The 24,793-nt window shown below is 67.7% G+C and carries 24 protein-coding genes; 2 read left to right on the top strand and 22 right to left on the bottom strand.

From position 1 onward, the window contains the following. Positions 1 to 305 precede the first annotated feature (305 nt). On the bottom strand, positions 306 to 1,568 hold the full coding sequence (gene murA / locus AB4Z09_RS18085) for a UDP-N-acetylglucosamine 1-carboxyvinyltransferase (RefSeq protein ID WP_174909514.1): 1,263 nt from the start codon (positions 1,566 to 1,568) through the stop codon (positions 306 to 308). Between the two features lie 55 nt (positions 1,569 to 1,623). Between murA and AB4Z09_RS18080 the strand changes: the two genes are divergently transcribed. Beyond that, positions 1,624 to 2,202, top strand: a complete 579-nt coding sequence (locus tag AB4Z09_RS18080) for a cob(I)yrinic acid a,c-diamide adenosyltransferase (RefSeq protein WP_114722172.1) — start codon at positions 1,624 to 1,626, stop codon at positions 2,200 to 2,202. Positions 2,203 to 2,276: 74 nt separating this feature from the next. On the opposite strand, the gene AB4Z09_RS18075 is transcribed toward AB4Z09_RS18080, so the two are convergent. From AB4Z09_RS18075 to prmC, 13 genes are all read right to left on the bottom strand, one after another. Next, complete coding sequence (locus AB4Z09_RS18075; RefSeq protein ID WP_174909512.1) at positions 2,277 to 2,699, bottom strand: DUF2550 domain-containing protein; 423 nt, start codon at positions 2,697 to 2,699, stop codon at positions 2,277 to 2,279. Between the two features lie 48 nt (positions 2,700 to 2,747). Next, complete coding sequence (locus AB4Z09_RS18070; RefSeq protein WP_114722173.1) at positions 2,748 to 3,116, bottom strand: F0F1 ATP synthase subunit epsilon; 369 nt, start codon at positions 3,114 to 3,116, stop codon at positions 2,748 to 2,750. A 6-nt stretch (positions 3,117 to 3,122) separates the two neighbouring features. Next, positions 3,123 to 4,571 (bottom strand): F0F1 ATP synthase subunit beta, encoded by a 1,449-nt coding sequence (atpD, locus tag AB4Z09_RS18065; RefSeq protein ID WP_174909510.1) that lies wholly within the window; start codon positions 4,569 to 4,571, stop codon positions 3,123 to 3,125. Between the two features lie 3 nt (positions 4,572 to 4,574). Then, the gene (locus tag AB4Z09_RS18060; protein ID WP_114722175.1) at positions 4,575 to 5,555 is read right to left on the bottom strand and encodes a F0F1 ATP synthase subunit gamma; all 981 of its coding nucleotides are present in this window, start codon (positions 5,553 to 5,555) and stop codon (positions 4,575 to 4,577) included. Between the two features lie 48 nt (positions 5,556 to 5,603). Next, positions 5,604 to 7,247, bottom strand: coding sequence for a F0F1 ATP synthase subunit alpha (gene atpA, locus AB4Z09_RS18055; protein ID WP_114722176.1), 1,644 nt, complete (start codon positions 7,245 to 7,247; stop codon positions 5,604 to 5,606). A 61-nt stretch (positions 7,248 to 7,308) separates the two neighbouring features. Then, on the bottom strand, positions 7,309 to 8,133 hold the full coding sequence (locus AB4Z09_RS18050) for a F0F1 ATP synthase subunit delta (protein WP_174909509.1): 825 nt from the start codon (positions 8,131 to 8,133) through the stop codon (positions 7,309 to 7,311). A 5-nt stretch (positions 8,134 to 8,138) separates the two neighbouring features. Beyond that, complete coding sequence (locus AB4Z09_RS18045) at positions 8,139 to 8,699, bottom strand: F0F1 ATP synthase subunit B (protein WP_114722177.1); 561 nt, start codon at positions 8,697 to 8,699, stop codon at positions 8,139 to 8,141. Between the two features lie 9 nt (positions 8,700 to 8,708). Further along, positions 8,709 to 8,963, bottom strand: coding sequence for an ATP synthase F0 subunit C (locus tag AB4Z09_RS18040; protein ID WP_174909507.1), 255 nt, complete (start codon positions 8,961 to 8,963; stop codon positions 8,709 to 8,711). 71 nt (positions 8,964 to 9,034) lie between these two features. Beyond that, positions 9,035 to 9,814, bottom strand: coding sequence for a F0F1 ATP synthase subunit A (gene atpB / locus AB4Z09_RS18035; RefSeq protein WP_174909505.1), 780 nt, complete (start codon positions 9,812 to 9,814; stop codon positions 9,035 to 9,037). 412 nt (positions 9,815 to 10,226) lie between these two features. After that, positions 10,227 to 10,691 carry a hypothetical protein gene (locus AB4Z09_RS18030; protein WP_174914605.1) on the bottom strand — a complete coding sequence of 155 codons (465 nt, stop codon included), beginning with the start codon at positions 10,689 to 10,691 and terminating at the stop codon, positions 10,227 to 10,229. 41 nt (positions 10,692 to 10,732) lie between these two features. Next, positions 10,733 to 11,914: a glycosyltransferase family 4 protein gene (locus tag AB4Z09_RS18025; protein WP_114722180.1), complete on the bottom strand. Its 1,182-nt coding sequence runs from the start codon at positions 11,912 to 11,914 to the stop codon at positions 10,733 to 10,735. Positions 11,915 to 11,977: 63 nt separating this feature from the next. Next, a complete protein-coding gene (locus AB4Z09_RS18020; protein WP_114722181.1) occupies positions 11,978 to 12,640 on the bottom strand; it encodes an L-threonylcarbamoyladenylate synthase in 663 nt (220 codons plus the stop codon). 33 nt (positions 12,641 to 12,673) lie between these two features. After that, positions 12,674 to 13,564, bottom strand: coding sequence for a peptide chain release factor N(5)-glutamine methyltransferase (prmC, locus tag AB4Z09_RS18015; RefSeq protein WP_174909503.1), 891 nt, complete (start codon positions 13,562 to 13,564; stop codon positions 12,674 to 12,676). A gap of 141 nt (positions 13,565 to 13,705) precedes the next feature. Between prmC and AB4Z09_RS18010 the strand changes: the two genes are divergently transcribed. Further along, positions 13,706 to 14,113, top strand: a complete 408-nt coding sequence (locus AB4Z09_RS18010) for an amidohydrolase (protein WP_174909501.1) — start codon at positions 13,706 to 13,708, stop codon at positions 14,111 to 14,113. Between the two features lie 9 nt (positions 14,114 to 14,122). On the opposite strand, the gene prfA is transcribed toward AB4Z09_RS18010, so the two are convergent. The 8 genes from prfA to argS all read right to left on the bottom strand — a co-directional run bounded on the left by prfA (position 14,123) and on the right by argS (position 24,665). Beyond that, positions 14,123 to 15,202 (bottom strand): peptide chain release factor 1, encoded by a 1,080-nt coding sequence (gene prfA / locus AB4Z09_RS18005; protein ID WP_174909500.1) that lies wholly within the window; start codon positions 15,200 to 15,202, stop codon positions 14,123 to 14,125. Between the two features lie 163 nt (positions 15,203 to 15,365). Beyond that, on the bottom strand, positions 15,366 to 15,599 hold the full coding sequence (rpmE, locus tag AB4Z09_RS18000; protein ID WP_031938367.1) for a 50S ribosomal protein L31: 234 nt from the start codon (positions 15,597 to 15,599) through the stop codon (positions 15,366 to 15,368). A 215-nt stretch (positions 15,600 to 15,814) separates the two neighbouring features. Further along, on the bottom strand, positions 15,815 to 17,842 hold the full coding sequence (gene rho, locus AB4Z09_RS17995) for a transcription termination factor Rho (RefSeq protein ID WP_442240332.1): 2,028 nt from the start codon (positions 17,840 to 17,842) through the stop codon (positions 15,815 to 15,817). Between the two features lie 332 nt (positions 17,843 to 18,174). Then, positions 18,175 to 19,107, bottom strand: a complete 933-nt coding sequence (gene thrB / locus AB4Z09_RS17990; protein ID WP_114722309.1) for a homoserine kinase — start codon at positions 19,105 to 19,107, stop codon at positions 18,175 to 18,177. A gap of 77 nt (positions 19,108 to 19,184) precedes the next feature. After that, positions 19,185 to 20,288 (bottom strand): threonine synthase, encoded by a 1,104-nt coding sequence (thrC, locus tag AB4Z09_RS17985; RefSeq protein WP_114722186.1) that lies wholly within the window; start codon positions 20,286 to 20,288, stop codon positions 19,185 to 19,187. After that, positions 20,285 to 21,598: a homoserine dehydrogenase gene (locus AB4Z09_RS17980; protein ID WP_442240331.1), complete on the bottom strand. Its 1,314-nt coding sequence runs from the start codon at positions 21,596 to 21,598 to the stop codon at positions 20,285 to 20,287. The genes thrC and AB4Z09_RS17980 overlap by 4 nt, the downstream gene beginning before the upstream one ends. Continuing rightward, positions 21,595 to 23,016, bottom strand: a complete 1,422-nt coding sequence (lysA, locus tag AB4Z09_RS17975) for a diaminopimelate decarboxylase (RefSeq protein ID WP_442240330.1) — start codon at positions 23,014 to 23,016, stop codon at positions 21,595 to 21,597. Before lysA ends, AB4Z09_RS17980 begins: the two co-directional genes overlap by 4 nt. Further along, positions 23,013 to 24,665 carry an arginine--tRNA ligase gene (gene argS, locus AB4Z09_RS17970; protein ID WP_442240329.1) on the bottom strand — a complete coding sequence of 551 codons (1,653 nt, stop codon included), beginning with the start codon at positions 24,663 to 24,665 and terminating at the stop codon, positions 23,013 to 23,015. The genes lysA and argS overlap by 4 nt, the downstream gene beginning before the upstream one ends. Positions 24,666 to 24,793 lie beyond the last annotated feature (128 nt).

The following is a 24,793-nucleotide window of genomic DNA, read 5'->3' as shown; positions in this document are numbered from 1 at the left end:
GCCTAACCAGATCCGTACCCGGACGCAAATCCGTGAACCAGAACCGATCGAAGCAGATTCGCCAGGCGCTCTCCGTACAACCTCGTTTTCCCAGTCCCTCAGGTCCGGGTCGGTGTCCGTGTCGCTCTGACCTGGAATAAGTTACGCGAGCCGGCGGTGGGCGTCAAACCGCCTGGTCGGAGACGTACGGAGCAGACTTTCCGCAGGTCGTGCGGCCCGATCGGCGACGATTACGAACAAACGTCCAGTTGTGACGCCGAGCACAGGCCCTCGAGAGGCTCCAGGGCCCCTCCCCTGCGCGGCCGCTACTCGCCGTCGACCACTCTCCGGATGTCGCCGCCCAGTCCCGACAGGTCCTCGACGAAGCGCGGGTAGCCACGGTCGATGTGGTAGACGTCGTGCACCTCCGTCACGCCGTCCGCGACCAGGCCGGCGAGGACGAGGCCCGCCCCTGCGCGAATGTCCGACGACCACACCGGGGCGCTGGACAGCTCGGGCACCCCCCGCACTACTGCGTGATGGCCATCGGTCCGGGCATCGGCACCCAGCCGGATCATCTCCTCGACGAAGCGGAACCGCGCCTCGAAGACGTTCTCGGTGATCATCGAGGTGCCCTCTGCGATCGCAGCGAGCCCGATCGCCATGGGCTGCAGGTCCGTCGGAAACCCTGGATACGGCAACGTCGCGAAGTTGACGGCCTGGGGACGCTTCGCCTGGACCACGCGGAACCCATCAGCCTCTGCCGACACCTGGGCGCCGGCCGACCGCAGCTTGTCGAGCACCAGAGTCAGGTGCTTCGGGTTCACCCCGCGAACAAGGACGTCACCGCGAGTCATGGCCGCCGCAATCCCCCACGTCGCCGCGACGATCCGGTCTCCGATGACGCGATGCGTGGTCGGCTCCAGCTTCTCGACACCGCGAATGGTCAGCGTCGTCGAGCCGGCGCCACTGATCTTCGCGCCCATCCTCGTCAGCATGTTGCACAGGTCGACGATCTCCGGCTCCCGCGCAGCATTGTCGATGACGGTCTCGCCCCTGGCGAGAACTGCGGCCATCAAGATGTTCTCGGTCGCCCCGACCGACGGGAAGGCCAATCGAATGTTCGCGCCGTGCAGGTCATCGGCTTCCGCCACAACGCATCCGTGCTCGATCTCGCTGTGAGCGCCGAGCAGTCGCAGTCCCGACTGGTGCATATCGAGAGGCCGAGAACCGATCGCGTCGCCACCAGGCAGTGCCACAACCGCCTTCCGGCAGCGTGCAACCAGTGGTCCGAGCACGCACACCGACGCCCGGAACTGGCGCACGGCGGCGAAGTCTGCGTGGTACTTGGGCTGGGCCGGCGTCGTGATGGTCGCAACGGACCCCTCGAGGACGACCTCGCACCCGAGGCCCCTGAGGACTTCGGCCATCAGGGGCACGTCGAGGATGTCGGGGCAGTTGCTGATCACACTGGTTCCCTCGGCCAACAATGCCGCGGCCATCAGCTTCAGGACGCTGTTCTTCGCCCCGCCCACTGGCACCTCACCGACGAGGCGGTTTCCACCAGTGACAAGAAAGCGCTCACTCACAGTCGCACAGCCTAGCCAGGGCTGCGGCAGACCTGCTGGGCGGTACCGTTAGCCCATGGCTGTTCACTTGACGCGGATCTATACCCGGACCGGGGACGACGGCACCACGGGACTCAGCGATTTCTCCCGTGTGTCCAAGAACGATCCTCGACTGATCGCGTACGCGGATTGCGACGAAACGAACGCGAGCATCGGCGTCGTGCTCGCTCTGGGTGCGCCACCCGAGGAGATCGTCGACGTACTCCGGCAGATTCAGAACGATCTCTTCGACGCCGGAGCCGACCTCTCGACACCTGTCGTCCCGGACCCGAAATACCCGCCTCTGCGCGTGACGCAGCCGTACATCGACCGCGTCGAGGCCTGGTGCGACCAGTTCAACGAGCGCCTCGAGCCGCTGCACTCGTTCATCCTGCCCGGCGGCACCCCCCTCGGGGCCCTGCTCCATTCCGCCCGGACGATCGCCCGGCGCGCGGAGCGCTCGGCGTGGGCTGCCGTCGAAGCCAGCCCCGAGGACACCGGTGTGCTTCCGGCGAAGTACCTCAACCGACTGTCGGACCTGCTGTTCATCGTCAGCCGGCTGGCGAACCCKGGCGGCGACGTCCTCTGGAAGCCCGGTGCCGGAGGCGACGCCTGACCGCAACCGGGTAACGCGAAAGGGAGGCCCGCGGGCCTCCCTTTTCTCTTTCCGTCAGCGGCGTCTCGGCTCGATCAGGCCGGACGACCGCGCATCGAACGCCCCGATGGCCGCGACTCGACCCACGAGAGGAACGCGGTCAGTGCGCCCCGGTCCAGCGCGATCTCGTACGTCCTGTCGCCGTCCGTCACCTCGAGGATCACGATCTCGTCGGTCATGATGTCGTACTCGTTGCCGACCGGACCGCGACGAGCGCCGACCTCGATGCCCTGGCGACTCATCCGCGTGTCCGGACCCGGCCGCAGACTCGACAGCTTGAAGAAGACCAGGGAGCCCTCGCCGTACCGCACCACTCCGTGCCGCCAACCGCTCCCGCCGGGGGCGGGCGTGACACGGAGGATCGCGGCAGTCCCGCCGCGACGCAACACCGTCAGTCGATACACGAAAGCCGCGACGAAGACCGCGAGCAGCACAACCAGAATGATGAGAACTACCATCCCGATCGTCACTGCTCGTCGGCTCCGTCGCGGCTCGTCGTGAACTGACTAGGCGCGCTCGACCGCACGCAGCTGACCCTTGGCGACCGCAATCGCCTCGAGGTCGTCGGTGGTCTCAGCCAGGACGGCCTTGGCCGCCTCGACGTCGACGTCCTGGGCCATGTCCGCGGACTCGGCCAGGATCGTCACCGTGGTGGCGGTCACCGAGAGGAAACCGCCGTGCACGGCCGCGACCACACGCTCGCCGTCGACGGTCGTGATCGAAACCACGCCGCCCTCCACCAGCTGACCGAGGACCGGCTCATGCCCGGGCATGACACCGATCTCGCCCTCGGTCGTCTGGGCGCTGACGAGCTTCGCCGATCCCGACCAGAGTCGCTGCTCGACGGCAACGAGTTCAACGGTCATCTCAGCCATGTCGGTCTACTTTCCGGCGATCTTCTTGGCAGCGGCCTCGACGTCGTCGAGTCCACCGCAGCTGTTGAACGCCTGCTCCGGCAGGTGGTCGAACTCGCCCTTGCAGACGCGGTCGAACGCCTCGATGGTGTCGCGCAGCGGCACGACCGAGCCGGGCTCACCGGTGAACTTCTCGGCGACGATGAAGTTCTGGCCGAGGAACTTCTGGATACGGCGGGCGCGGCCGACGAGGACCTTGTCCTCTTCCTGAAGCTCGTCCATACCGAGGATGGCGATGATGTCCTGCAGCTCCTTGTACTTCTGCAGGATCCGCTTGACCTCGTTCGCGACGCGGAAGTGCTCGGCACCGACGATGCCGGGCTCCAGGATGCGCGAGGTCGACGTCAGCGGGTCCACAGCGGGGTAGATACCCATCTGCGAAATCGGACGCGAGAGCTCGGTGGTCGCATCGAGGTGCGCGAACGTGGTGGCCGGCGCCGGGTCGGTGTAGTCGTCGGCGGGGACGTAGATCGCCTGCAGCGAGGTGATCGAGCGACCACGGGTCGAGGTGATGCGCTCCTGGAGCTCACCCATCTCGTCCGCCAGCGTCGGCTGGTAACCCACGGCAGAAGGCATACGACCCAGCAGGGTCGAGACCTCGGAGCCGGCCTGGGTGAAGCGGAAGATGTTGTCGATGAACAGCAGGACGTCCTGGCCCTGGACATCGCGGAAGTACTCCGCCATGGTCAGCGCGGACAGGGCGACGCGCATACGCGTTCCCGGCGGCTCGTCCATCTGGCCGAAGACAAGGGCGGTGTCCTGGAGGACGCCCATCTCTTCCATCTCGAGGTGGAGGTCGGTGCCCTCACGGGTCCGCTCACCGACGCCTGCGAACACCGAGGTTCCGGAGAACTCGCGGGCGATACGGGTGATCATCTCCTGGATCAGAACGGTCTTGCCGACGCCGGCACCACCGAACAGACCGATCTTGCCGCCCTTGACGTACGGGGTCAGCAGGTCGATGACCTTGATGCCGGTCTCGAGGATCTCGGTCTTGCCCTCGAGCTGATCGAAGGCCGGGGGCTTGCGGTGGATGCCCCACTGCTCGCCGTCGCGACCGGTGCCCGGAGCGTCGAGGCAGTCACCGAGGGCGTTGAACACGTGGCCCTTGACGACGTCGCCGACGGGAACCGAGATCGGCTTGCCGGTGTCGGTCACCGCAGCGCCACGGACCAGGCCGTCGGTCGGCTGCATCGAGATGGTGCGCACCAGGTTGTCGCCCAGGTGCTGCGCAACCTCGAGCGTCAGCGTCTTCGCCACCGACGGCAGGGTGACCTGCGAGTGCAGGGCGTTGAACAGGTCGGGAACATGGCCGCGCGGGAACTCAACGTCCACAACGGGACCGATGACCCGCACGACCCGGCCGGACGTGGTGTCCTGGCCGTTCGCGTTGGTTTGGGTTACTGCTGCGGTCATGTGCTAGTCACTTCCTGCGCTCGAGGCCAGCGCATTCGCGCCACCGACGATCTCGCTGATTTCCTGGGTGATCTGGGCCTGGCGAGCCTGGTTTGCCTGACGGCTCAGGGTGTTCACCAGTTCGTTCGCATTATCCGTCGCGGCCTTCATCGCGGTACGACGGGCGGCAGACTCCGAGGCGGCGGAGTCCAGCAGAGCCGAGTAGATACGCGTGCTGACGTACTTCGGCAGCAGAGCCGACAGCAGCGTGCCGGCCTCGGGCTCGAAGTCGTAGCCAGCCACCGGACCCGACTTGCCGTCGTGCTGGCCGTTGGACAGGATGTCCTCGCCCAGCTCGATGTGATCCTCGGTGTAGTCCACCTCGAGCGGGGCCATCCGCCGGACTTCCGGCTTCTGGGTGAGCATCGAGACGAAGCGCGTGTAGACGATGTGTAGCTCGTCGACGCCCTCGATCGTGCCTTCCCCGTTCGGTGCCTCGACCTCGGCACCGGATCCGGCCATGAACAGCTCGACCAGGTGACGGCTCGCCTTCGCGGCATCCGCGTAACCGGGCTCCTGGGAGAAGCCGGTCCACGATCCGCCGATGTTGCGGCCGCGGAAGGTGTAGTAGCCGAGTCCCTTGGAACCGAGCACGTAGATCACGGGCTCCTTACCCTCGGAGCGCAGCAGCTGGAACAGCTCCTCCGCCTCCTTGAGGGCATTGGAGTTGTAACCGCCACACATACCGCGGTCACTGGTGACGACCAGGACAGCGGCGCGCTTCGGATTCGCACGCTCGTTGAGCAGCGGGTGATCGAGCGACGCCGAAGCACTGGCCAGCTCGGAGAGCACCTTGGTGATCTCCTCGGCGTACGGCTTGGAAGCCGCAACCCGGGCCTGCGCCTTCGTGATACGCGAAGTCGCGATCAGTTCCTGCGCCTTGGTGATCTTCTTGGTCGAGTTGACCGACTTGATGCGAGAACGCAGTTCGCGGATGCTTGCCATCGATCGATCACTCTCCCTTCGGGTGACGCTGAGTCATGGGGTCCACGCTCACTTGCTGACAGTGGTGCGCTTGACGGTGACCTTCTCCTGGCCGACCTGGGAAGCGTCGAGAGCTTCAGCCTCGGCCTCGTTCACGACACGGCTTCCGTCGGAGGCGAGGAAGCCCTGCTTGAACTTGTCGGTGGCCGCCATGAGGGCTGCGGTCGAATCCGCATCGAGGGCCTTGCCGCCCTTGATCGACTCGTAGACACCGGCAGCGTTGCGGTGCAGGTCCTCGAGCAGCTCGGCCTCGAAGCGACGGACGTCGCCGACGGGAACCGAGTCGAACACGCCTTCGCCGGCGAGGTAGATCGAGATGATCTGGTCCTCGACCGCGATCGGCGAGTACTGATCCTGCTTGAGCAGCTCGACGAGGCGCTGGCCACGCTCGAGCTGAGCCTTCGAAGCGGCGTCCAGGTCGGAGGCGAAGGCCGAGAAGGCCTCGAGCTCACGGAACTGGGCCAGCTCGAGACGCAGCGAACCGGAGACCTTCTTCATGCCCTTGGTCTGTGCGGCGCCACCGACTCGGGAGACCGAGATACCGACGTTGATCGCCGGGCGGATGCCCTTGTTGAACAGGTCGGACTCGAGGAAGACCTGGCCGTCGGTGATCGAGATGACGTTGGTCGGGATGTACGCCGAGACGTCGTTGGCCTTGGTCTCGATGATCGGCAGAGCCGTCAGCGAACCGCCACCGAGCTCGTCGGACAGCTTGGCCGAACGCTCCAGCAGACGAGAGTGCAGGTAGAAGACGTCACCCGGGTAGGCCTCACGTCCCGGCGGACGACGCAGCAGCAGCGAGATGGCGCGGTACGCCTCGGCCTGCTTGGTCAGGTCGTCGAACACGATGAGGACGTGCTTGCCCTGGTACATCCAGTGCTGGCCGATGGCCGAACCGGTGTACGGGGCCAGCCACTTGAAGCCGGCGGAATCGGAGGCCGGGGCAGCGACGATGGTGGTGTACTCCATCGCGCCCTGCTCCTCGAGCGCCTGCTTGACGCCGGCGATGGTGGAGCCCTTCTGGCCGATCGCGACGTAGATGCAGCGGACCTGCTGCTTCGGGTCGCCGGTCGCCCAGTTTGCCTTCTGGTTCAGGATGGCGTCGACGCAGACCGCGGTCTTGCCGGTCTTACGGTCGCCGATGACGAGCTGACGCTGGCCGCGACCGATCGGGGTCATGGCGTCGATGGCCTTGATACCCGTCTGCAGCGGCTCCTCGACGGGCTGACGCTCCAGCACCGAAGCGGCCTGCAGCTCGAGCGCGCGAGTCTCGGTGGTCTCGATGTCGCCGAGGCCGTCGATCGGACGACCCAGCGGGTCCACGACACGACCCAGGTAGCCGTCGCCGACCGGCACCGACAGAACGTCGCCGGTCCGCTTGACTTCCTGGCCCTCTTCGATGTGCTCGTAGTCGCCCAGGACGACTGCGCCGATCTCCGTCGCGTCCAGGTTCAGCGCCACGCCGAGCACGCCGCCCGGGAACTCCAGCAGCTCGTTGGCCATCGCCGACGGCAGGCCGGTGATGTGAGCGATGCCGTCGCTGGTGTCGGACACCGTGCCGACCTCCTCGCGGGAGGCCTCCGGTGAGTAGCTCGCGGTGTAGTTCTCGATCGCGCTACGGATCTCGTCGGAGGAGATCGTCAGCTCCGCCATGTTTTTCCTGCTCTCGGTATCTGGTCTTCGAAAAGATCGGGAGTATGTGTTCGGTCGTCGGCTACTTGAAGGTCTTCCGCAGGGCAGCGAGGCGACCGGCCGCGCTCCCGTCGATGACCTCGTGGCCCACCCGGACGACCATGCCACTGAGGAGGGCGGGTTCGACCTCCACGTGCACGGTGACGGGCTTGCCGTAGGTACGGGTCAGCGTCGCCGACAGGCGATCGACCTGCTCGCTCGACAACGCCGAGGCGCTGCGCACGTGCGCAACGGCCTTGTTCCGCTGAGCCGCAGCCAGCGTCGACAGTTCGTCGAACGCGTCAGCGGGAGCGGTCCGCAGGCGACCCACGGCCTGAATGGAGAGGGCCTCCGTGATCGCGGTGACCTTGCCGTACAGCAGCTTCGACAGCAGCTCGCGCTTGCCGGCGACGGGCGTCGAACGATCCGAAAGGACCTGCTCCAGCTGCGGATTGCCGGCAACGATGCGGCCGAGGCGGAAGAGCTCGTCCTCGACCGTGTCGCTCTGGTTCTGGTCCGCCGCTGCCCGGAGCAGGGACTCGCGTCCGACCGTGACCAGCGAGTTCAGCAGATCCGCCGAGGTCGACCAGTCCCGGCCCGCGGCGGCCTCGAGGGCTGCCAGCGCCTCGGCGCCGACCTTCCCCGAGAACACCTGGCGGGCCAGGCCCTGTCGACCAGCGGCAGGCGTGGACGCGTCGGCCAGGGCACTCCGAAGAGTGCGCTGACCGTCGAGAACCTCGACCACCGAGAACAGCTCGGATCCAGCCTGCGCCGCGGCCGAAGTGGCCGCGCCGGGAGAGACGGAATCCAACGCCGCGGTGAGCGCAGCACGGGTCTGCGTCAGGGCTTCACGGCTCGCTGCGTACATGGTGCTCACTTTCCTGCTGCGGAATCGGCGCTGACTGCGTCCAGCTCGTTGAGGAAGCGATCAACCGTTCCGGCGCGCTTGACGTCGTCGGCGAGAGACTCCCCGATGACCTTCTCGGCCAGGTCGACCGCGGTCTTGCCGAGGTCTCCCCGCAGCTCGGTCACGATCTGCTGACGCTGGGCGACGAGCTGGCTGTGACCGGCGGCGACGATGCGGTCGCTCTCCTCCTGAGCCTGTGCCTTCATCTCAGCGATGATCTGCTGGCCCTGAGTACGTGCTTCCTCGCGGATCTGTGCGGCTTCGGTGCGAGCCTCGGCGAGCTGGGCATGGTACTGCTCCAGCGCGGCCTTGGCCTCGGCCTGAGCCTCTTCGGCACGCTTGATGCCGCCGTCGATCTGCTCGGTGCGCTCGGCGAGAACCTTCTGGAACATCGGAAGGACAAACTTCCAGAAGACGAACCCGACGACCACCAGGGCAACGATCGACCAAGTGATGTCATACGTCGCGGGCAGGAGGGGGTTGTGTGTTTCCCCCTCGGCCGCGAGCAATGCGATGGTGGTTGACATGGTGTGTTCTTAGAAGATGAAGCCGGCAACGAGGCCGATCAGCGCGAGGGCCTCGGTGAATGCAATACCGAGGAACATCGTGGTACGAACCTGGCCGGCCATCTCGGGCTGACGGACCATGCCCTCGATTGCCTTACCCACAACGATGCCCACGCCGATGCCGGGGCCGATGGCCGCGAGACCGTAGCCGACTGCACCGAGACCCTTGAAAGTCGTGGTCGCATCCTGCGCGAGGACCTCAACTGCCTGAAGCGCAACGCTCATTTGGTGTTCCGTTCCCTTTCTGTTGCCCACCGCCGGTCGGCCAGTGGGGCAGGTCTAACGATTTAGAGTGGTCAGTGCGAGTCGGCGTGGAGAGCCAGGTCGATGTACACCGAGGTCAGCAGGGCGAAGACATACGCCTGCAGGAAGATCACCAGCAACTCGAAGAAGGTGAAGGCGATACCGGCGGCCAGCGAGGCCACACCGAAGATCGCCTGGAACCCTCCGGAGGTGAAGAAGAAGTACTGCGTAGCGCTGAAGAACAGCACCAGGAGGATGTGTCCGGCGAGCATGTTGGCCATGAGACGGACCATCAGCGTGAACGGCCGGAGCACGAAGGTCGAGATGAACTCGATCGGGATCAGCAGGAAGTGCAGCGGCAGCGGCACACCAGGCACCACGATGCTGGACTTCACGTACTTGAAGAAGCCGTACTTCTTGATGCCCACGTAGTTGAACACGATGTAGGCCAGTGCGGCGAGCACGAGCGGCATACCGATTCGAGCGTTCGGCGAGATGTTCAGGAACGGCGTGATGCTGGCGAAGTTGCTGGCGAGCACGACGAAGAAGATGGTCGTGATGACAGGCAGGAAACGCTTTCCCTGCTCCTTGCCGAGGATCTCTTCCGCGATGTTGATCCGGACGAAATCGAGAGCGATCTCGCCAACGTTCTGGATACCGCGCGGAACGATCTTCGGGCTACGCATCGCGATGATGAAGAACAGTGCCACCAGCGCCGACATCCCAAGGCGGATGAGCATCAGACGGTCGAGTTCGAAGGCGGTGCCCTCGAACAGCACTGCGGGCGGGTAGAAATCATCGAGTGACGGCGGATGGTATTCACCCGCGGCCATGAAGGTGACGCTCAGCGGTCTCTCCCGTAGTCGGCCGCAGGCATCACTGTCTGCGGTTCGATCGGACATTGACGATCTAACAAGTCGACCAGGTCGGCTCGCGTATTCGTCAGCAGCTGGAGACCCGGGTGAACCGGTCCTGGCGTCTGTCGGTGTCGGCGACGGTCGTCGACTCGGCAACGCGAGGGCGGTTCCGTCCGAATCGAAAATTCGGACAACTCCGACGACCCCTGCTGCCTGCAAGCGCGGCCCAATCTGCGGGTTCTATGGAATTTCCCGTAGTCAGCACACTCGCTTGGCCCAGAGACTATCAAGACATCTACGACGTTGTGTAGATGGGGTACCCCTTGAATCCGGGAAAGGCTCTCCGGGCATTCCCGGCACCCCCCCTGCGGGCCCGCACGGTGACGGGCTAGTCGGTGCCCCCGTCGTCGTCGGACTCGGCGGGCGTGACATACGGAACCTTGGTCTGCATCACGCCGTAAGTCTCGGCGCCCAGCACGATGACCAGCGACAGGACAATGACGATGACCATGGCCTGGCGGTTGTAGAAGTCCAGTGGGTCCAGGATCGCGAGGACCGTGATCGCGAGGATCATCTTCAGCAGCCAGCTGCCGAGCAGCACCGCGCCGGCCGTCACGGCCGGGAGCTTGGCGGTCAGCAGCACCGCGAGGGCGGTGCACAGGATGAATCCGCCGCCGACGGCCGCTCCGAGGAGCGCCCCCCACAAGCCCTCGACACCGGCGAACAGGCTCGCGACGATCGCGCCTCCGACGGCAAGCACGAGCAGTCCGAGCAGTCCGTAACGGACGCCTCGGCGGAGGGCAGCGGTGGGATCGGAAGAGTACGGCGCGGGGGTCGAAGTCACGGCACCCAGGTTAGAGGAAGGCTGCGGGACGCCCGCTGCCCCCGCCCTGGCTACCGGCGGCGATCCTGCTGCAATCCACGCCATGACGGGACCGCCGTGACCACCAGCGCGAACACCAGTCCACCGGCCACCAGTAGGACCACGACCCGCCGATCGATCAGYGCCGAGCCGACCGCTCCGAACGCGAGCACCGCGACCCACAAATAGATCAGCAACACGACGCGACGGTGCGAGTGACCGATCTGCAGCAGTCGATGGTGCAGGTGCATCTTGTCCGGGCTGAACGGGCTGACCCCGGCACGCGTCCGCCGGACGATGGCGAGCAGCAAATCGAGGATCGGAATGAACATGACCGCACCCACCAGCAGGAGCGGTGAGAGCAGGCCGAGCAGATCCCGGGACCCGTACGCACTCAGACTGATCCGGCCGGACGCACTCGTCGAGACCGCTGCCAGGGTCAGACCGATCAGCATCGACCCGGAGTCGCCCATGAAGATCCGGGCCGGCTGGAAGTTGTGCGGCAGGAAGCCCAGACAGGCGCCGGCGAGGGCCGCCGCGATCATCGCCGGGGGGTACGCGCTGACGTCGCCGCCCTGGTCGTGGAGCAGTCCCACCGAGAAGGCACAGATCGCGAGCGACGCGATCAGCCCGAGCCCGGCCGCGAGGCCGTCGAGGCCGTCGACGAAGTTCATCGCGTTGATCATCACGACCGCCACCGCGACCGTCACCAAGCCCGCCTGCAGTTGATCGAGGATCACCGTGGTGCCCTCGCCGAACGGCAGGAAGACGATGTACCAACTGACCCCCATGACGACGAGGATCCCGGCCGCGGTCACCTGACCGACGAACTTGGTGAGCGCGTCGAGGCCCCAGCGATCGTCGATCACGCCGACCAGCACGATGACGAAACCGGCGACCAGGACCGCGCTGATGTCGGTCGTGAACTCGAACCCACGTGTCAGGGCCGGTAGCTGCTGCGCGAACAGGAGCGCGACGAGCATGCCGATGTACATCCCGACACCACCGAGTCGTGGCGTGGGCTGTACGTGGACATCGCGGTCGCGGGGCACGGCGACCGCCCCGAAGCGAATCGCGAGCACCCGGACCGCGCCCGTCCCCAGGAACGTGACGACGGCTGCGGTGAACAGCACCAGGAGTAGCTCACGCAGCGGCACACCCGCCCCGTTGCCACCCTGGGCGAGCGCCAGCAGGGCCGTATCCGCAGGACTCACCTGGACGACGCTACCGGCCGACCGGCCGACGGCCGGGATTGTGCACGACGAGTCCCGTCACGACTACGCCCCTCCCGGCAGCAGACTCTCCGCGGTGACACCGAGCACCTCGGCGACGTCGGCGGTCGACACCGCTCCCTCGCGGAGGATGCGCGGCTCGTCGCCGGTGAGGTCGACGATCGTCGACGCGACGGCGTGGGCGGCCGGTCCGCCGTCGAGGTAGACGCTGGCGGCCCCGCCCAACTGGTCGCGGGCTTCGTCGACGGTGGTCGCCGGCGGGCGTCCGGAGATGTTGGCGCTCGAGACCGCGAGCGGACCCACCTCACGCAGGAGGTCGAGCGCGACCGGGTGCAGCGGCATCCGCAGCATGACCGTCCCCCGGCTGTCGCCGAGATCCCAGGCCAGCGAAGGCGCTTGCTGCACAACGAGACTCAGACCACCGGGCCAGAAGGCCTTGATGAGGTCGCGTGCCTGCGGGCGCACCGAGTAGACGAGTCCGTCGATCGTGTTCCACGACCCCACCAGGACCGGCACCGGCATGTCCCGACCGCGCCCCTTGGCCCTGAGCAGGCTTGCGACGGCGTCACCGTCGAACGCGTCGGCGCCCAGTCCGTACAGGGTGTCGGTCGGCAGCACGACCAGTCGGCCGGCCCGCAGCGCGTTCTTGGCCGCGGTCAGTCCTGCTTCACGGTTGTCGGGTTGCTTGCAGTCGTAGACGGTGCTCACTCCCCCATCCTTTCACTCACGCTCGGAGCGCCGTCATCGTGCCGCCTCGACATCGGTCGCCACGCGGTGCGCCACCACGAATCGGGGCCGACCCGCGAGATCCGGATGTTCGACGACGTGATCGAACACCCGGCGTGACCGGAACAGTTCGGCGACCTGGGCGCCGTTGGTGTCGTCGTGCTCGACGCCCACCGCGCCGCCGATGCGCAGCCACCGCGCAATGTTGTTGACCATCGGCTTGATCACCGACAACCCGTCCGCCCCACCGAACAGCGCGGTGTGCGGATCGTGGTCGGCCACTTCGGGGTCCAGCACGGCGCCCTCGGGAATGTACGGCGGATTGGAGACGACGAGGTCGACGCCACCCTCGAGTTCGGTGAGCAACGCGCGGTCGGTCACGTCGCCCTGGACGAGGCGGATCGGAGTGTCGCCGGCCTCGCGCCGACGATCGGAGTTGCGGCGCGCCCACGCCAGCGCCTCCGGCTGGAGTTCCACGGCATGGACGACGGCATCGGGCCTGGCGTGCGCGATCGCCAGCGCCAGTGCGCCGGATCCGGTGCACAGGTCCATCACGACGGGCGCACGGCGGCCGGACGACTCGAGATGTGCGAGCGCCCACGCCAGCAGGAGTTCGGTCTCCGGCCGCGGAACGAACACCCCCGGCCCGACCTCGAGCGAAATGTTGCCCATCGCTGTCGATCCCGTGATGTATTGCAGCGGAATACGTTCCGCGCGGCGCGCCACGAGCTTGCGGTACTCGTCGATCACGGGCGGGTCCACCAGCGGCACGAGGCCGAGTCGCGTCCGTTCGACGCCCAGCAGGTGCGCGGCGAGGAGCTCGGCATCCACCCGCGCCGAGGGGACCCCGGCTCTCTCCAACTCGGCGGCTGCCTCGATGATGGCCAGGCGGATGGGTTGTCTCACGGGTACAGACTGCCACGTCGGTCACGGACGCAGCACGGATAGGTGCCGGACGGCTTGCGCGGACGCTCCAGCGGCCGTACCGGCGATAGAATACGACCGGTCTGGACACCGTCAGACCGAGGCCGGACGAAGGAACATCCCATGTTCTCCGCCACAGCGGCGCGCTTGCTGACCGCCGCAGCATTCACCACAGTCACCGTCGCGATCGGACCCGCTCTCGCGCACGCCACCCCGTTCGACGTACAGCCGGCACCGGCGATCTGCCCCAACGGGATGGGAGTCGCCGACGCCACTCCACTGCCCGGTGGACGGCTCGCGATCAGCGTCGACGAGCCGCCGCCGGCCGGCGGCGGCAGGGTCGTATGGGTCAACAACTCCACCGGCGCCAACGGCATCGCCACGCTCACCAACAACGGGACCCGCGCCGAGTTCGTCGCGGACACCGGACCGGGCACCGTCGTCACCGTGCTCGACGGTGTCTACACCAACGGCACCGGTCAGCCCTGTGTGCTGGCGCAGGGCGGCGTCGCCACCACCGTCGTCCCGTGACGCGGGCGACTACTCGGCAGCGAGACGCGCTTCGCGGTCGGCCTTGCCGAGGGCGTCGAGCAGCGCTTCCATGTCGCCGTCGAGGACCGCGTCGAGGTTGTGCGCCTTGAACCCGATGCGGTGATCGGTGATGCGGTTCTCGGGGAAGTTGTAGGTGCGGATGCGCTCGGAGCGGTCGACCGTGCGGACCTGGCTCTGACGACCCGCCGACGCCTCGGCGTCCGCGGCCTCCTCGGCGGCAGCCTGCAGGCGTGCCGCGAGCACCTGCATCGCGCGGGCCTTGTTCTGTAGCTGCGAACGCTCGTTCTGGCAGGTCACGACGATGCCCGTCGGCAGGTGGGTGATCCGCACCGCGGAGTCGGTGGTGTTGACGCCCTGGCCACCCTTGCCCGACGAGCGGTAGACGTCGATGCGCAGATCGGTCTCGTCGATCTGCACCTCCTCGACCTCCTCGGGCTCGGGGTAGATCAGCACACCGGCGGCGGAGGTGTGGACGCGTCCCTGCGACTCGGTCACCGGCACCCGCTGCACGCGGTGCACGCCGCCCTCGAACTTCAGGCGCGACCAGACACCGTCGCGGACGTCGCCCTTCGACTTGATCGAGATGGTCGCATCCTTGTATCCGCCGAGGTCGGAGACCGTGGCGTCGAGGATCTCGACCTTCCAGCCGGCCCGCTCGGCGTGACGGACGTACATGCGGGCGAGGTCGGAGGCGAACAGCGCCGATTCCTCGCCGCCCTCGCCGGACTTGAGCTCGAGCACCACGTCGTCGCCGTCGTGCGGATCCCGCGGGGCCAGCAGGTCGGTGAGTGCCTTGTCGAGCTCGGTGACCGTCTCCTCGAGCGCGGGAACCTCGGCCGCGAAGGTGGAGTCGTCGGCGGCGAGTTCACGCGCGGCCTCGAGATCCTCCTGCGCCGCCACGAGCTTGGCGTACGTGGCCATGACGGGTGCGAGCTCGGCGAAGCGCTTGCCGGCCTTGCGTGCCGCGGTCGGATCGTTGTGCAGTGCCGGATCGGCCAACTGCTGCTCGAGACCTGCGTGCTCGGCCAGGATGTCGTCGATCGCCGACGGCTGCGTCGTCCCTGCCATGGTGGGCTCCTGTTTCGCGTTTCGCGCACTTGTCGGTGTTTTCGAAGCCTCCGGACCGCGGCAAGCGCGCCAAACGCGGTTCAGGGGACGGCACAACTGTCGTGCCGGAGAAAAAGACCGACGCCCGGCCTGCAGAATCGCAGGACGGGCGTCGGCGGGACAGCTACTGGTCGGCAGCGGCCTTCTTGTCGGCACGCTTGCCGTAGCGAGCCTCGAAGCGAGCCACGCGGCCGCCGGTGTCGAGGATCTTCTGCTTGCCGGTGTAGAACGGGTGGCACTGCGAGCAGACCTCGACGTTGATACGTCCGCTGGTCGCGGTGCTGTGGGTCTCGAACGTGTTACCGCAACCGCACACGACGGTGGTGGCGACGTATTCGGGGTGGATTCCAGCCTTCATGGTGTCCCTTTCGATGGCCGCCGGGTCGACCTCGCCGTTCGAGGCCGTGAACCGGAACCGGACATGATTGTCACGCGATCGCCCATTCTGCCAGAGGCGGACGCATCCTCATAAACGCGCCCCCACGCAGATTGATTCCCGCCCGATACGACCTCGTCCCCGCTGCGCGAGGCACACGGGGACGAGGTCGTCGATCATGTTCGGGCCTGTGGAGGTCAGTCCCCCAGCGCGCCCGGAGCAGTCTTCGAGACCTGCATCAGGAACTCGATGTTGCTCTTGCTCTTCTTGAGGCGGTCGACGAGCAGGTCGATGGCCTGGTGCGAATCGAGGCCGGAGAGCACACGCCGCAGCTTGTGCACGACGGCAAACTCGTCGGGGCTCATCAGCAGCTCGTCCTTGCGGGTGCTGGACAGGTTGACGTCCACCGCCGGGAAGACGCGTCGCTCGGCGATCTTGCGGTCGAGCTTGATCTCGGCGTTGCCGGTGCCCTTGAACTCCTCGAAGATCACGGTGTCACCGGTCGAGCCGGTCTCGACCAGCGCGGACGCGATGATGGTCAGCGAGCCACCGTTCTCGATGTTGCGAGCGGCACCGAGGAATCGCTTCGGCGGGTACAGCGCGGTCGAGTCGACACCACCGGACAGGATGCGTCCCGACGCGGGCGACGAGTTGTTGTACGCGCGGCCCAGACGGGTGATCGAGTCGAGCAGCACCACGACGTCGCGACCGGCCTCGACGAGGCGCTTCGCGCGCTCGATCGCCAGCTCGGCAACCGAGGTGTGATCGGCCGGCGGACGGTCGAACGTCGAGGCGATGACCTCGCCGTTCACCGAGCGCTGCATGTCGGTGACTTCCTCGGGACGCTCGTCGACGAGGACGACCATGAGGTAGCACTCGGGGTTGTTGACCGTGATCGCGTTCGCGATGTCCTGCAGGACGGTGGTCTTACCGGCCTTCGGCGGCGACACGATCAGGGCACGCTGACCCTTACCGATCGGCATGATCAGGTCGATGACACGCGTGGTGAGGATGTTCGGCGTGGTCTCGAGGCGCAGTCGCTGGTTCGGGTAGAGCGGCGTGAGCTTGTTGAACTCCGGACGCTTGCGCGCCGCCTCGACGTCGCCACCGTTGACGGTGTCCAGGCGCACCAGCGGGTTGAACTTCTGCCGCTGGTTGCTCTGCTGCTCGCCCTCACGGGGAACGCGGACCGCGCCGGTGATCGCGTCACCGCGACGCAGGCCGTTCTTGCGAACCAGGTTCATCGAGACGTACACGTCGTTCGGGCCCGCGAGGTAGCCGGAGGTGCGCACGAACGCGTAGTTGTCGAGGACGTCGAGGATGCCGGCGACCGGCTGCAGGACGTCGTCCTCGCGGATCTCGGGCTCGCGGCCCTCGCGGACCTCGCCGCCCTCGCCACGGTCACGACCACGGCGACGCTCACGGAAGCGACGTCCACGACGTCCGCGACCGCCCTCTTCGTCGTCACCGTCACGGCGTTCACCGCGACCTTCGCCACGAGGTCCGTTGCCGCTCTGGGAGCGGTCGCCGCCCTGAGCACGCTCGCCGCGCTCACCGCGTTCGCCACGCTCACCGCGGTCACCGCCCTGAGCACGGTCGCCACGCTCACCGCGCTCACGACGTCCGCCGCGCTCGCCTCGGTCGTCGGACTGCTGGTCCTTGCCCTGGTCCTTGGTCTGCTCCCGGCCCTGCTCCTGCTTGGAGTCGGCGGCCTTGGGCTCGGCCTGGGCGGTGTCGGCCTGCGCGTTCTCCGCCTCGGCACCCTCGGGAGCACCCGTACGACGCGAGGCGCCGCGACGCTGACGACCACGACGGCTGCCCTGCTCGGCGTCGGCGCTCTCCTGCACATCGGCAGTCGCCGGTGCCGACGACTCGGCGCTCTCCTTGCGAGGCGCCGGCGCTTCCGCGGCGGGAGCGGCTTCGGCAGGAGCCGCCTTGGCGGCACTCGAGCCACCCTGACGCTCCTTGATTGCGGCGATCAGGTCACCCTTGCGCATTCCCGAGGTGCCCTTGATGCCGAGTTCGCCCGCGAGCGAACGAAGCTCGGCGAGCACCATCCCGGACAGCCCGGCTCCACGCCGGGCCTCGGCACGCTTGGTGGACGCGACGACCGCGCCCTCGCGCGGTGCAGCGTCAGAAGTCTTTGGAGAATTACCCGCCCGGGCACCCTCGGCCTCTGCCGGGGAATCTTGAACAGGCGTGGCAATCAGGTCCGTATCGGTCACGGAGGTCCTTTCCTTCCCTCGCTCGCGCTGCGCAAAGCCGAGGGTTCGTCCCGCAGTTCAGTCGACAACTGAACTCGGATGTGCCGTATCCGCTGGATGGAATGTCGGCCTTGTCCCCCATCACATCACCCGAGAAGGCGGGTGCTGTCGATCGATCCACGCAGAAGAAATCGCGTAGGAATCGTGCCAGGATTACCCCGAAGAAATGGAGTGATTGCCCTGGTGAAGCACCGGCGTCTGAAGCGCACGATGTACGGACACGCTCAGGATAGCGGCGAATGCCCTACTCGGCAAGAACCAGTCCTGAGCGCGTCCCATCGGTCCATCCGGACTCAGTCGATCTGAACGCCGTCTGCGATCTCGAGTTCGAGCACTCGCAGGGCCTCGCGCTCGGCCTCGACCCGCAGCGCCTCCGGGAACGGCCGGTCGGAAAGCGCCAGCACGGTCGGGCCRGCGCCCGAGACGGTGGCCGCGATGCCCGCCTCACGCAGCTTCGCGATCCACCGCGTCGTCAACGGCAGCGCCGGAGCGCGCTGCGTCTGGTGCAGCTTGTCCTCCGTCGCGGTCATCAACAGATCCGGTCGCTGGGTGAGCGCGACGACCGCGAGCGCACCGCGGCTGACGTTGAACGCGGCGTCGCGGTGCGGAACCGTCTCCGGCAGCAGTCCGCGGGTGAGCGCAGTTGACGAACGCTCGGACGGCACCAGTGCCACCACTCGGACGTCGGGGTGCACCGGCAACCGCACCGCGCGGTAGAGGCGCTGCGCATCGTCGTCGTCCGAGGTCTCGCTCCACGACACCACTGCCCCGCCCAGCACGCTGGCGGCGGCATTGTCGGGATGTCCCTCGAACTCCGACGACAGCTGCACCAGCTGCGCGTCGGTGAGCTCGAGTTCGGGAGCCGCCTTGCGGGCGAGTCCGTTGGCCGCGGCCAGGCCACCGACAGCGGCCGAGGCCGAGGAACCGAGCCCGCGCGAGTGCGGAATGGCGTTCCGGCACACCACATCCAGGCCGTCGGCCCACACTCCCGCCGCTTCGAGACCCCGCTCGATGGCGCGGACGACGAGGTGCGACGGACCCCACGGCACGTCGTCGGCGCCCTCACCCTCGACCCGGACGGTCAGGCCCGACTCGGTGGTGGTGACCGTGATCTCGTCGTACAGACCCAGCGCCAGCCCCAGGGTGTCGAATCCCGGACCGAGATTCGCACTGGACGCGGGGACGCGCGCGGTCACCGTGAGTCCGATGGGGAGGGTCTGTGTCATCGTCTGGTTCCGAGTCGTGGTCCGGGTCGTCTCGTCCTGGTTCACCGGCGTGGCTGCCGTGTCCCTGGCCGCGGTCACTACGCCAGCTCGAGGGCGGAGGCGACAGCCACGGGGTCGACCGGGATCGGCTGCACCGCAGGCATGCCCGCGAGCGCGGTGTCGGGATCCTTGAGGCCGTTGCCGGTGACGGTGCAGACCACGGTCAGGCCGGAATCGAGCCAGCCCTCCTTGCGCGCGGCGAGCAGGCCCGCGACGCTGGCGGCCGACGCCGGCTCCACGAAGACACCCTCGGTGGCCGCGATCAGGCGGTACGCCTCGAGGATCTCCTCGTCGGTCGCGGCACGGAACGCTCCGTTCGACTCCTCCTTGGCGGCGACGGCACCGTCCCACGACGCGGGTGCGCCGATGCGGATCGCGGTCGCGATGGTCTCGGGATCCTTGACCGGGGCGCCGTGCACCAGCGGAGCGGCACCGGCGGCCTGGACACCGAGCATGCGCGGACGCACCGAGGTGATCCCGTCGGCGAAGTACTCCGAGTAGCCGCGCCAGTAGGCGGTGATGTTGCCGGCGTTGCCGACGGGCAGCGCGTGCACGTCGGGGGCCTTGCCGAGGGCGTCGCAGATCTCGAATGCGGCGGTCTTCTGGCCCTCGATACGCACCGGGTTGACCGAGTTGACCAGGCCGATGGTCGGGAACTCGGCGGTGGTCTTGCGAGCCAGCTCGAGGCAGTCGTCGAAGTTGCCCTGCACCTGGATGATTCGCGCGCCGTGCATGACGGCCTGCGCGAGCTTGCCCATCGCGATCTTGCCCTGCGGAACCAGCACGGCGCAGCCCATCCCGGCCTTGGCGGCGTACGCGGCGGCGGAGGCGGAGGTGTTACCGGTGGACGCGCACAGCACGGCCTGCTGGCCGCGGGCGAGGGCGTCGGTGACGGCCATCGTCATGCCGCGGTCCTTGAAGGAACCGGTGGGGTTGAGGCCCTCGACCTTGAGGTACACGTCGCAGCCGGTGAGCTCCGACAGGTGCCCGGCGGGCAGCAGCGGCGTGCCGCCCTCGCGCAGGGTGACGGTCTTCCAGTTCGGTCCGATCGCGAGCCGGTCACGGTAGGCCTCGATCAGTCCCGGCCACGGCGTGTGGACGGGGGTGGTCTTGGTATCGGCCTTGGGGTTGGCGCCGGTCATTCGGAGGTACCTTCCAGTCGGAGCACGCTGGTCACAGCGGTTACAGATTCGAGTTCGGCAAGGGCGGCAACCGTTTCCGACAGTGCCGCGTCGTTCGCGAGGTGAGTGACGACCACCAGGCGCGCGCCGTCGCCGGCGCCCTCCTGCCGGACCGTGGAGATGCTGACGCCACGCTTGGCGAACTCGGCGGAGACCGCCGAGAGGACGCCGGCGCGGTCGGCGACCTGCATGTTCACGTAGTACCGGGTGGGAATGTCGCCCATCGGCGCGATCGGCAGGTCCGCGTACTTGGACTCGCGGGGTCCGCGTCCGCCGTGCACGCGGTTGCGCGCGGCCATGACGAGGTCGCCCATGACGGCCGACGCGGTGGGAGCGCCACCGGCGCCCTGGCCGTAGAACATCAGGCGGCCCGCGGCGGCGGACTCGACGACCACGGCGTTGTAGGCGCCGTTGACACCGGCGAGGGGGTGCTCGCGCGGGACGAGCGCCGGGTACACGCGGGCGGAGACGCGCTCGCTGCCGTCCTCGCCGACGATGCGCTCGCAGATCGACAGCAGCTTGATCGTGCAGTCCAGCGACTTCGCGGCATCGAGGTCGGCGGAGGTGATCTTCGAGATGCCCTCGCGGTACACGTCACCGGCGGTGACGCGGGTGTGGAACGCGATCGATGCGAGGATCGCGGCCTTCGACGCCGCGTCGAAGCCCTCGACGTCGGCGGTCGGGTCGGCCTCGGCGTAACCCAGACGACCGGCCTCGGCGAGCGTGTCGGCGTAGTCGGCGCCGGTCTCGTCCATCGCGGACAGGATGAAGTTGGTGGTGCCGTTGACGATGCCGAGGACGCGGTCCACCCGGTCACCGGCGAGGGACTGGGTCAGCGGGCGGATCACCGGGATCGCGCCGGCGACGGCGGCCTCGAAGTACAGGTCCACGCTCTGCCGCTCGGCCGCCTCGGCGAGTTCGCCGGTGTACTCGGCGAGCAGGGCCTTGTTGGCCGTCACCACGGACTTGCCCGCGTTGAGCGCTGCGAGCACCAGCTTGCGCGGCAACTCGATACCGCCGATCACCTCGACGACCACGTCGACGTCGTCGCGGGTCACGAGGGACTCCGCGTCGGTGGTCAGCAACTCCTGCGGCACGCCGCGATCACCGTCGATGCGGCGCACCGCGACACCGCGCAGTTCCAGACGCGCACCGACTCGGGCCTCGAGGTCCGTCGAGTGGTCCCGGATGATCCGAGCCACCTCGCTGCCCACGGTCCCGAGGCCGAGAACAGCCACCCCGATGGCGCGCTGCGCCGATTCGCTGGTCACTCCGAAACCTCCAAGCTGAGCAGATCTTCCACAGTTTCCCTACGCAAGATTAGGCGTGAGGCGCCGTCTCGCACTGCCACCACGGCTGGGCGGGTGAGCAGGTTGTACCGGCTGGACATCGAATAGCAGTATGCGCCCGTCGCAGCGACCGCGAGCAAATCTCCGGGACCCAGGTCGTCCGGCATCCACGCGTCGCGGATGACGATGTCACCACTTTCGCAATGCTTGCCGACGACACGCGCGACGACGGGCTCGCCGTCGCTGTCCCGCGAGACCAGACGCGCATCGTATTCCGCCTGGTACAGCGACGTGCGGATGTTGTCACTCATGCCGCCGTCGACGCTGATGTACCGCCGCGTCGCACCGGCGTCGAGGGTGACGTCCTTGATGGTGCCGACCTCGTACAGCGTGATGGTGCCCGGACCGGCGATGGCGCGGCCCGGTTCGACCATGAGGGTCGGGGCGGGCAGTCCCGCGGCCTCGGACTCGGTGGCGACGATGCGCGCGAGCTTGGCCGCGAGCTGGTCCACGGGCGGCGGATTGTCGCTGGACAGGTACGAGATACCGAGACCGCCGCCGAGGTCGACGATCGACAGCTGCGCGGTCTTCTCCGGCCCGAAACGGTCGACGATCTCGCGCATCAGCCCGATCACGCGGTGCGCGGCCAGCTCGAAGCCGTCGACCTCGAAGATCTGCGAGCCGATGTGGCTGTGCAGACCGACCAGTCGCAGGTTCGCCGAAGCGAACACGGCGGCAGCCGCCTCCATGGCCTTGCCGCCGGACAGCGAGAACCCGAACTTCTGGTCCTCGTGGGCGGTCGCGATGAACTCGTGGGTGTGCGCCTCGACACCGACCGTGATCCGGATCAGCACGTCCTGCACGACACCGTGCCGAGCCGCGACCTCGTCCAGGCGGTCGATCTCGACCATCGAGTCGAGCACGATGTGCCCGACGCCGGCGGTGACCGCGGTGTCGAGTTCGGCGACGGACTTGTTGTTGCCGTGCATCGTGATGCGCCCGGCGGGGAACCCGGCGTGCAGCGCGACGGCGAGTTCGCCGCCCGATGCGACGTCCATCGACAGTCCCTCGTCACGCACCCAGCGGGCGATCTCGGCGGACAGGAACGCCTTGGACGCGTAGTGCACGCGCTCGGCGCCGCCGAACGCGCGAGCCATTTCGCGGCACCGGGACCGGAAGTCGTCCTCGTCCACGACGAACAGCGGGGTGCCGTACTTCGCGGCCAGGTCGGTGACCGGGACACCGGCGATGCGGACGACACCGTCGGCGCCACGCTCGGCGCCACGCGGCCACACCTGCGCGGGCAGCGCCGTCATCGCCGACGCCGTGGTCGGACGCGGCGGCAGCCCGGGGGCGTGCTGGATCTCGGCGTGCCGGGGACCGGCGGGATGCGCGTTCACATGCGCTCCGGGGTGGAGACGCCGAGCAGTCCGAGACCGTTGGCCAGCACCTGACGCGACGCGTCGCACAGGGCCAGACGCGCGGTGTGCAGGTCGCCGGCCTCCTCCTCGCCCTGCGGCAGGATGCGGCACGCGTCGTAGAAGCGGTGGTAGGTGCCCGCGAGCTCCTCGAGGTACCGCGCGACGCGGTGCGGCTCGCGCAGGTCGGCGGCCTTCGCGACGACGCGCGGGTACTCGCCGATCGTGCGGATGAGGTCGCCCTCGCGGTCGTGCGTGAGCAGACCCAGGTTCGGGTTCTCCGCGCTCAACCCCAGGTCGGCGGCGTTGCGGGCGATCGAGCACAGGCGCGCGTGCGCGTACTGGACGTAGTACACCGGGTTCTCGTTGCTGGTGCTGGTCCACAGCTCGAGGTCGATGTCGATGCTCTGGTCCACCGACGAGCGCACCAGGACGTACCGGGCGGCGTCGACGCCGATCGCCTCGACGAGGTCGTCGAGGGTGATGACGGTGCCGGCACGCTTGCTCATCTTCACGGCGACGCCGCCGCGAACGAGGTTGACCATCTGCCCGATCATGACCTCGACGGTGTCCGGGTCGTCACCGAACGCGGCCGCGGCGGCCTTGAGGCGGCCGATGTAGCCGTGGTGGTCGGCGCCGAGCATGTAGATGCACAGGTCGAAGCCGCGGGCCCGCTTGTTCTGGAAGTACGCGATGTCACCGGCGATGTAGGCCGCGTTGCCGTCCGACTTGATGACGACGCGGTCCTTGTCGTCACCGAAGTCGGTGCTCTTGAGCCACCACGCACCGTCCTCGTGGTACAGGTTGCCGGAGCTCTTGAGGGTCTCGACCGCCGTCTCCACCGCGCCCGACTCGAACAGCGAGTTCTCGTGGAAGTAGACGTCGAAGTCGACGCCGAACTCGTGGAGCGTGTGCTTGATGTGGGTGAACATCAGCTCGACGCCGATGCACCGGAAGGTCTCGTGGCACTCGGCCTCGGGCAGCTCGAGGACGCCCGGGGCCTGCTTCTGCACATCGGCGGCGATGTCGACGATGTATTCGCCGGCGTACCCGTCCTCCGGCGCCGGTTCGCCCTTCGCCGCGGCGATCAGCGAACGCGTGAAGCGGTCGATCTGGGCGCCGTGGTCGTTGAAGTAGTACTCGCGCGTCACGTCGGCGCCCTGCGTGGACAGGATACGGCCCAGCGCGTCGCCGACCGCGGCCCAGCGGGTTCCACCGAGGTGGATGGGGCCGGTGGGGTTCGCGGAGACGAATTCGAGGTTGATCCGCTTCCCGGCGAGCGCGTCACCCGCGCCGTACGCCGCGCCCGCCTCGAGCGCCTTCGCGACGATCGCGCCCTGTGCGTCGGCTGCGAGGCGAATGTTGAGGAAGCCGGGTCCCGCGACGTCGGCCGAGTCGATGCCCTCGGACGCCGTCAGCGCCTCCGCCAGCCAGGTGGCCAGATCGCGGGGATTGACGCCGGCCTTCTTGGCGACCTGCATCGCCACGTTGGTGGCGTAATCGCCGTGCTCGGGATTTCGCGGACGCTCGACCGTCAACGTCGCGGGCAGTACGGATACGTCGAGTCCGTGCTCGGCGAGCACCTTCGCGGCGGTCCCTCGGAGCAGTTCGGCAAGGTCGGCTGGAGTCACAGGAGTCCATCTTATTGCCTGGACGAGCACACCGATTACCCAGTATCGCCGTCTCAGAGGTTTCACTCAGGGTCGGAACGTACAGTGGTGAAGCCTGAGGGGGATCGGGGAGGCTAAATACTCCTCGG

The sequence above is a fragment of the Rhodococcus sp. TAF43 genome (genome assembly GCF_052113525.1).
In the GTDB taxonomy this organism is placed as follows: domain Bacteria; phylum Actinomycetota; class Actinomycetes; order Mycobacteriales; family Mycobacteriaceae; genus Prescottella.
Note: the sequence above shows the minus strand (reverse complement) of the source record. Positions and strands in the feature narration are given on the sequence as shown.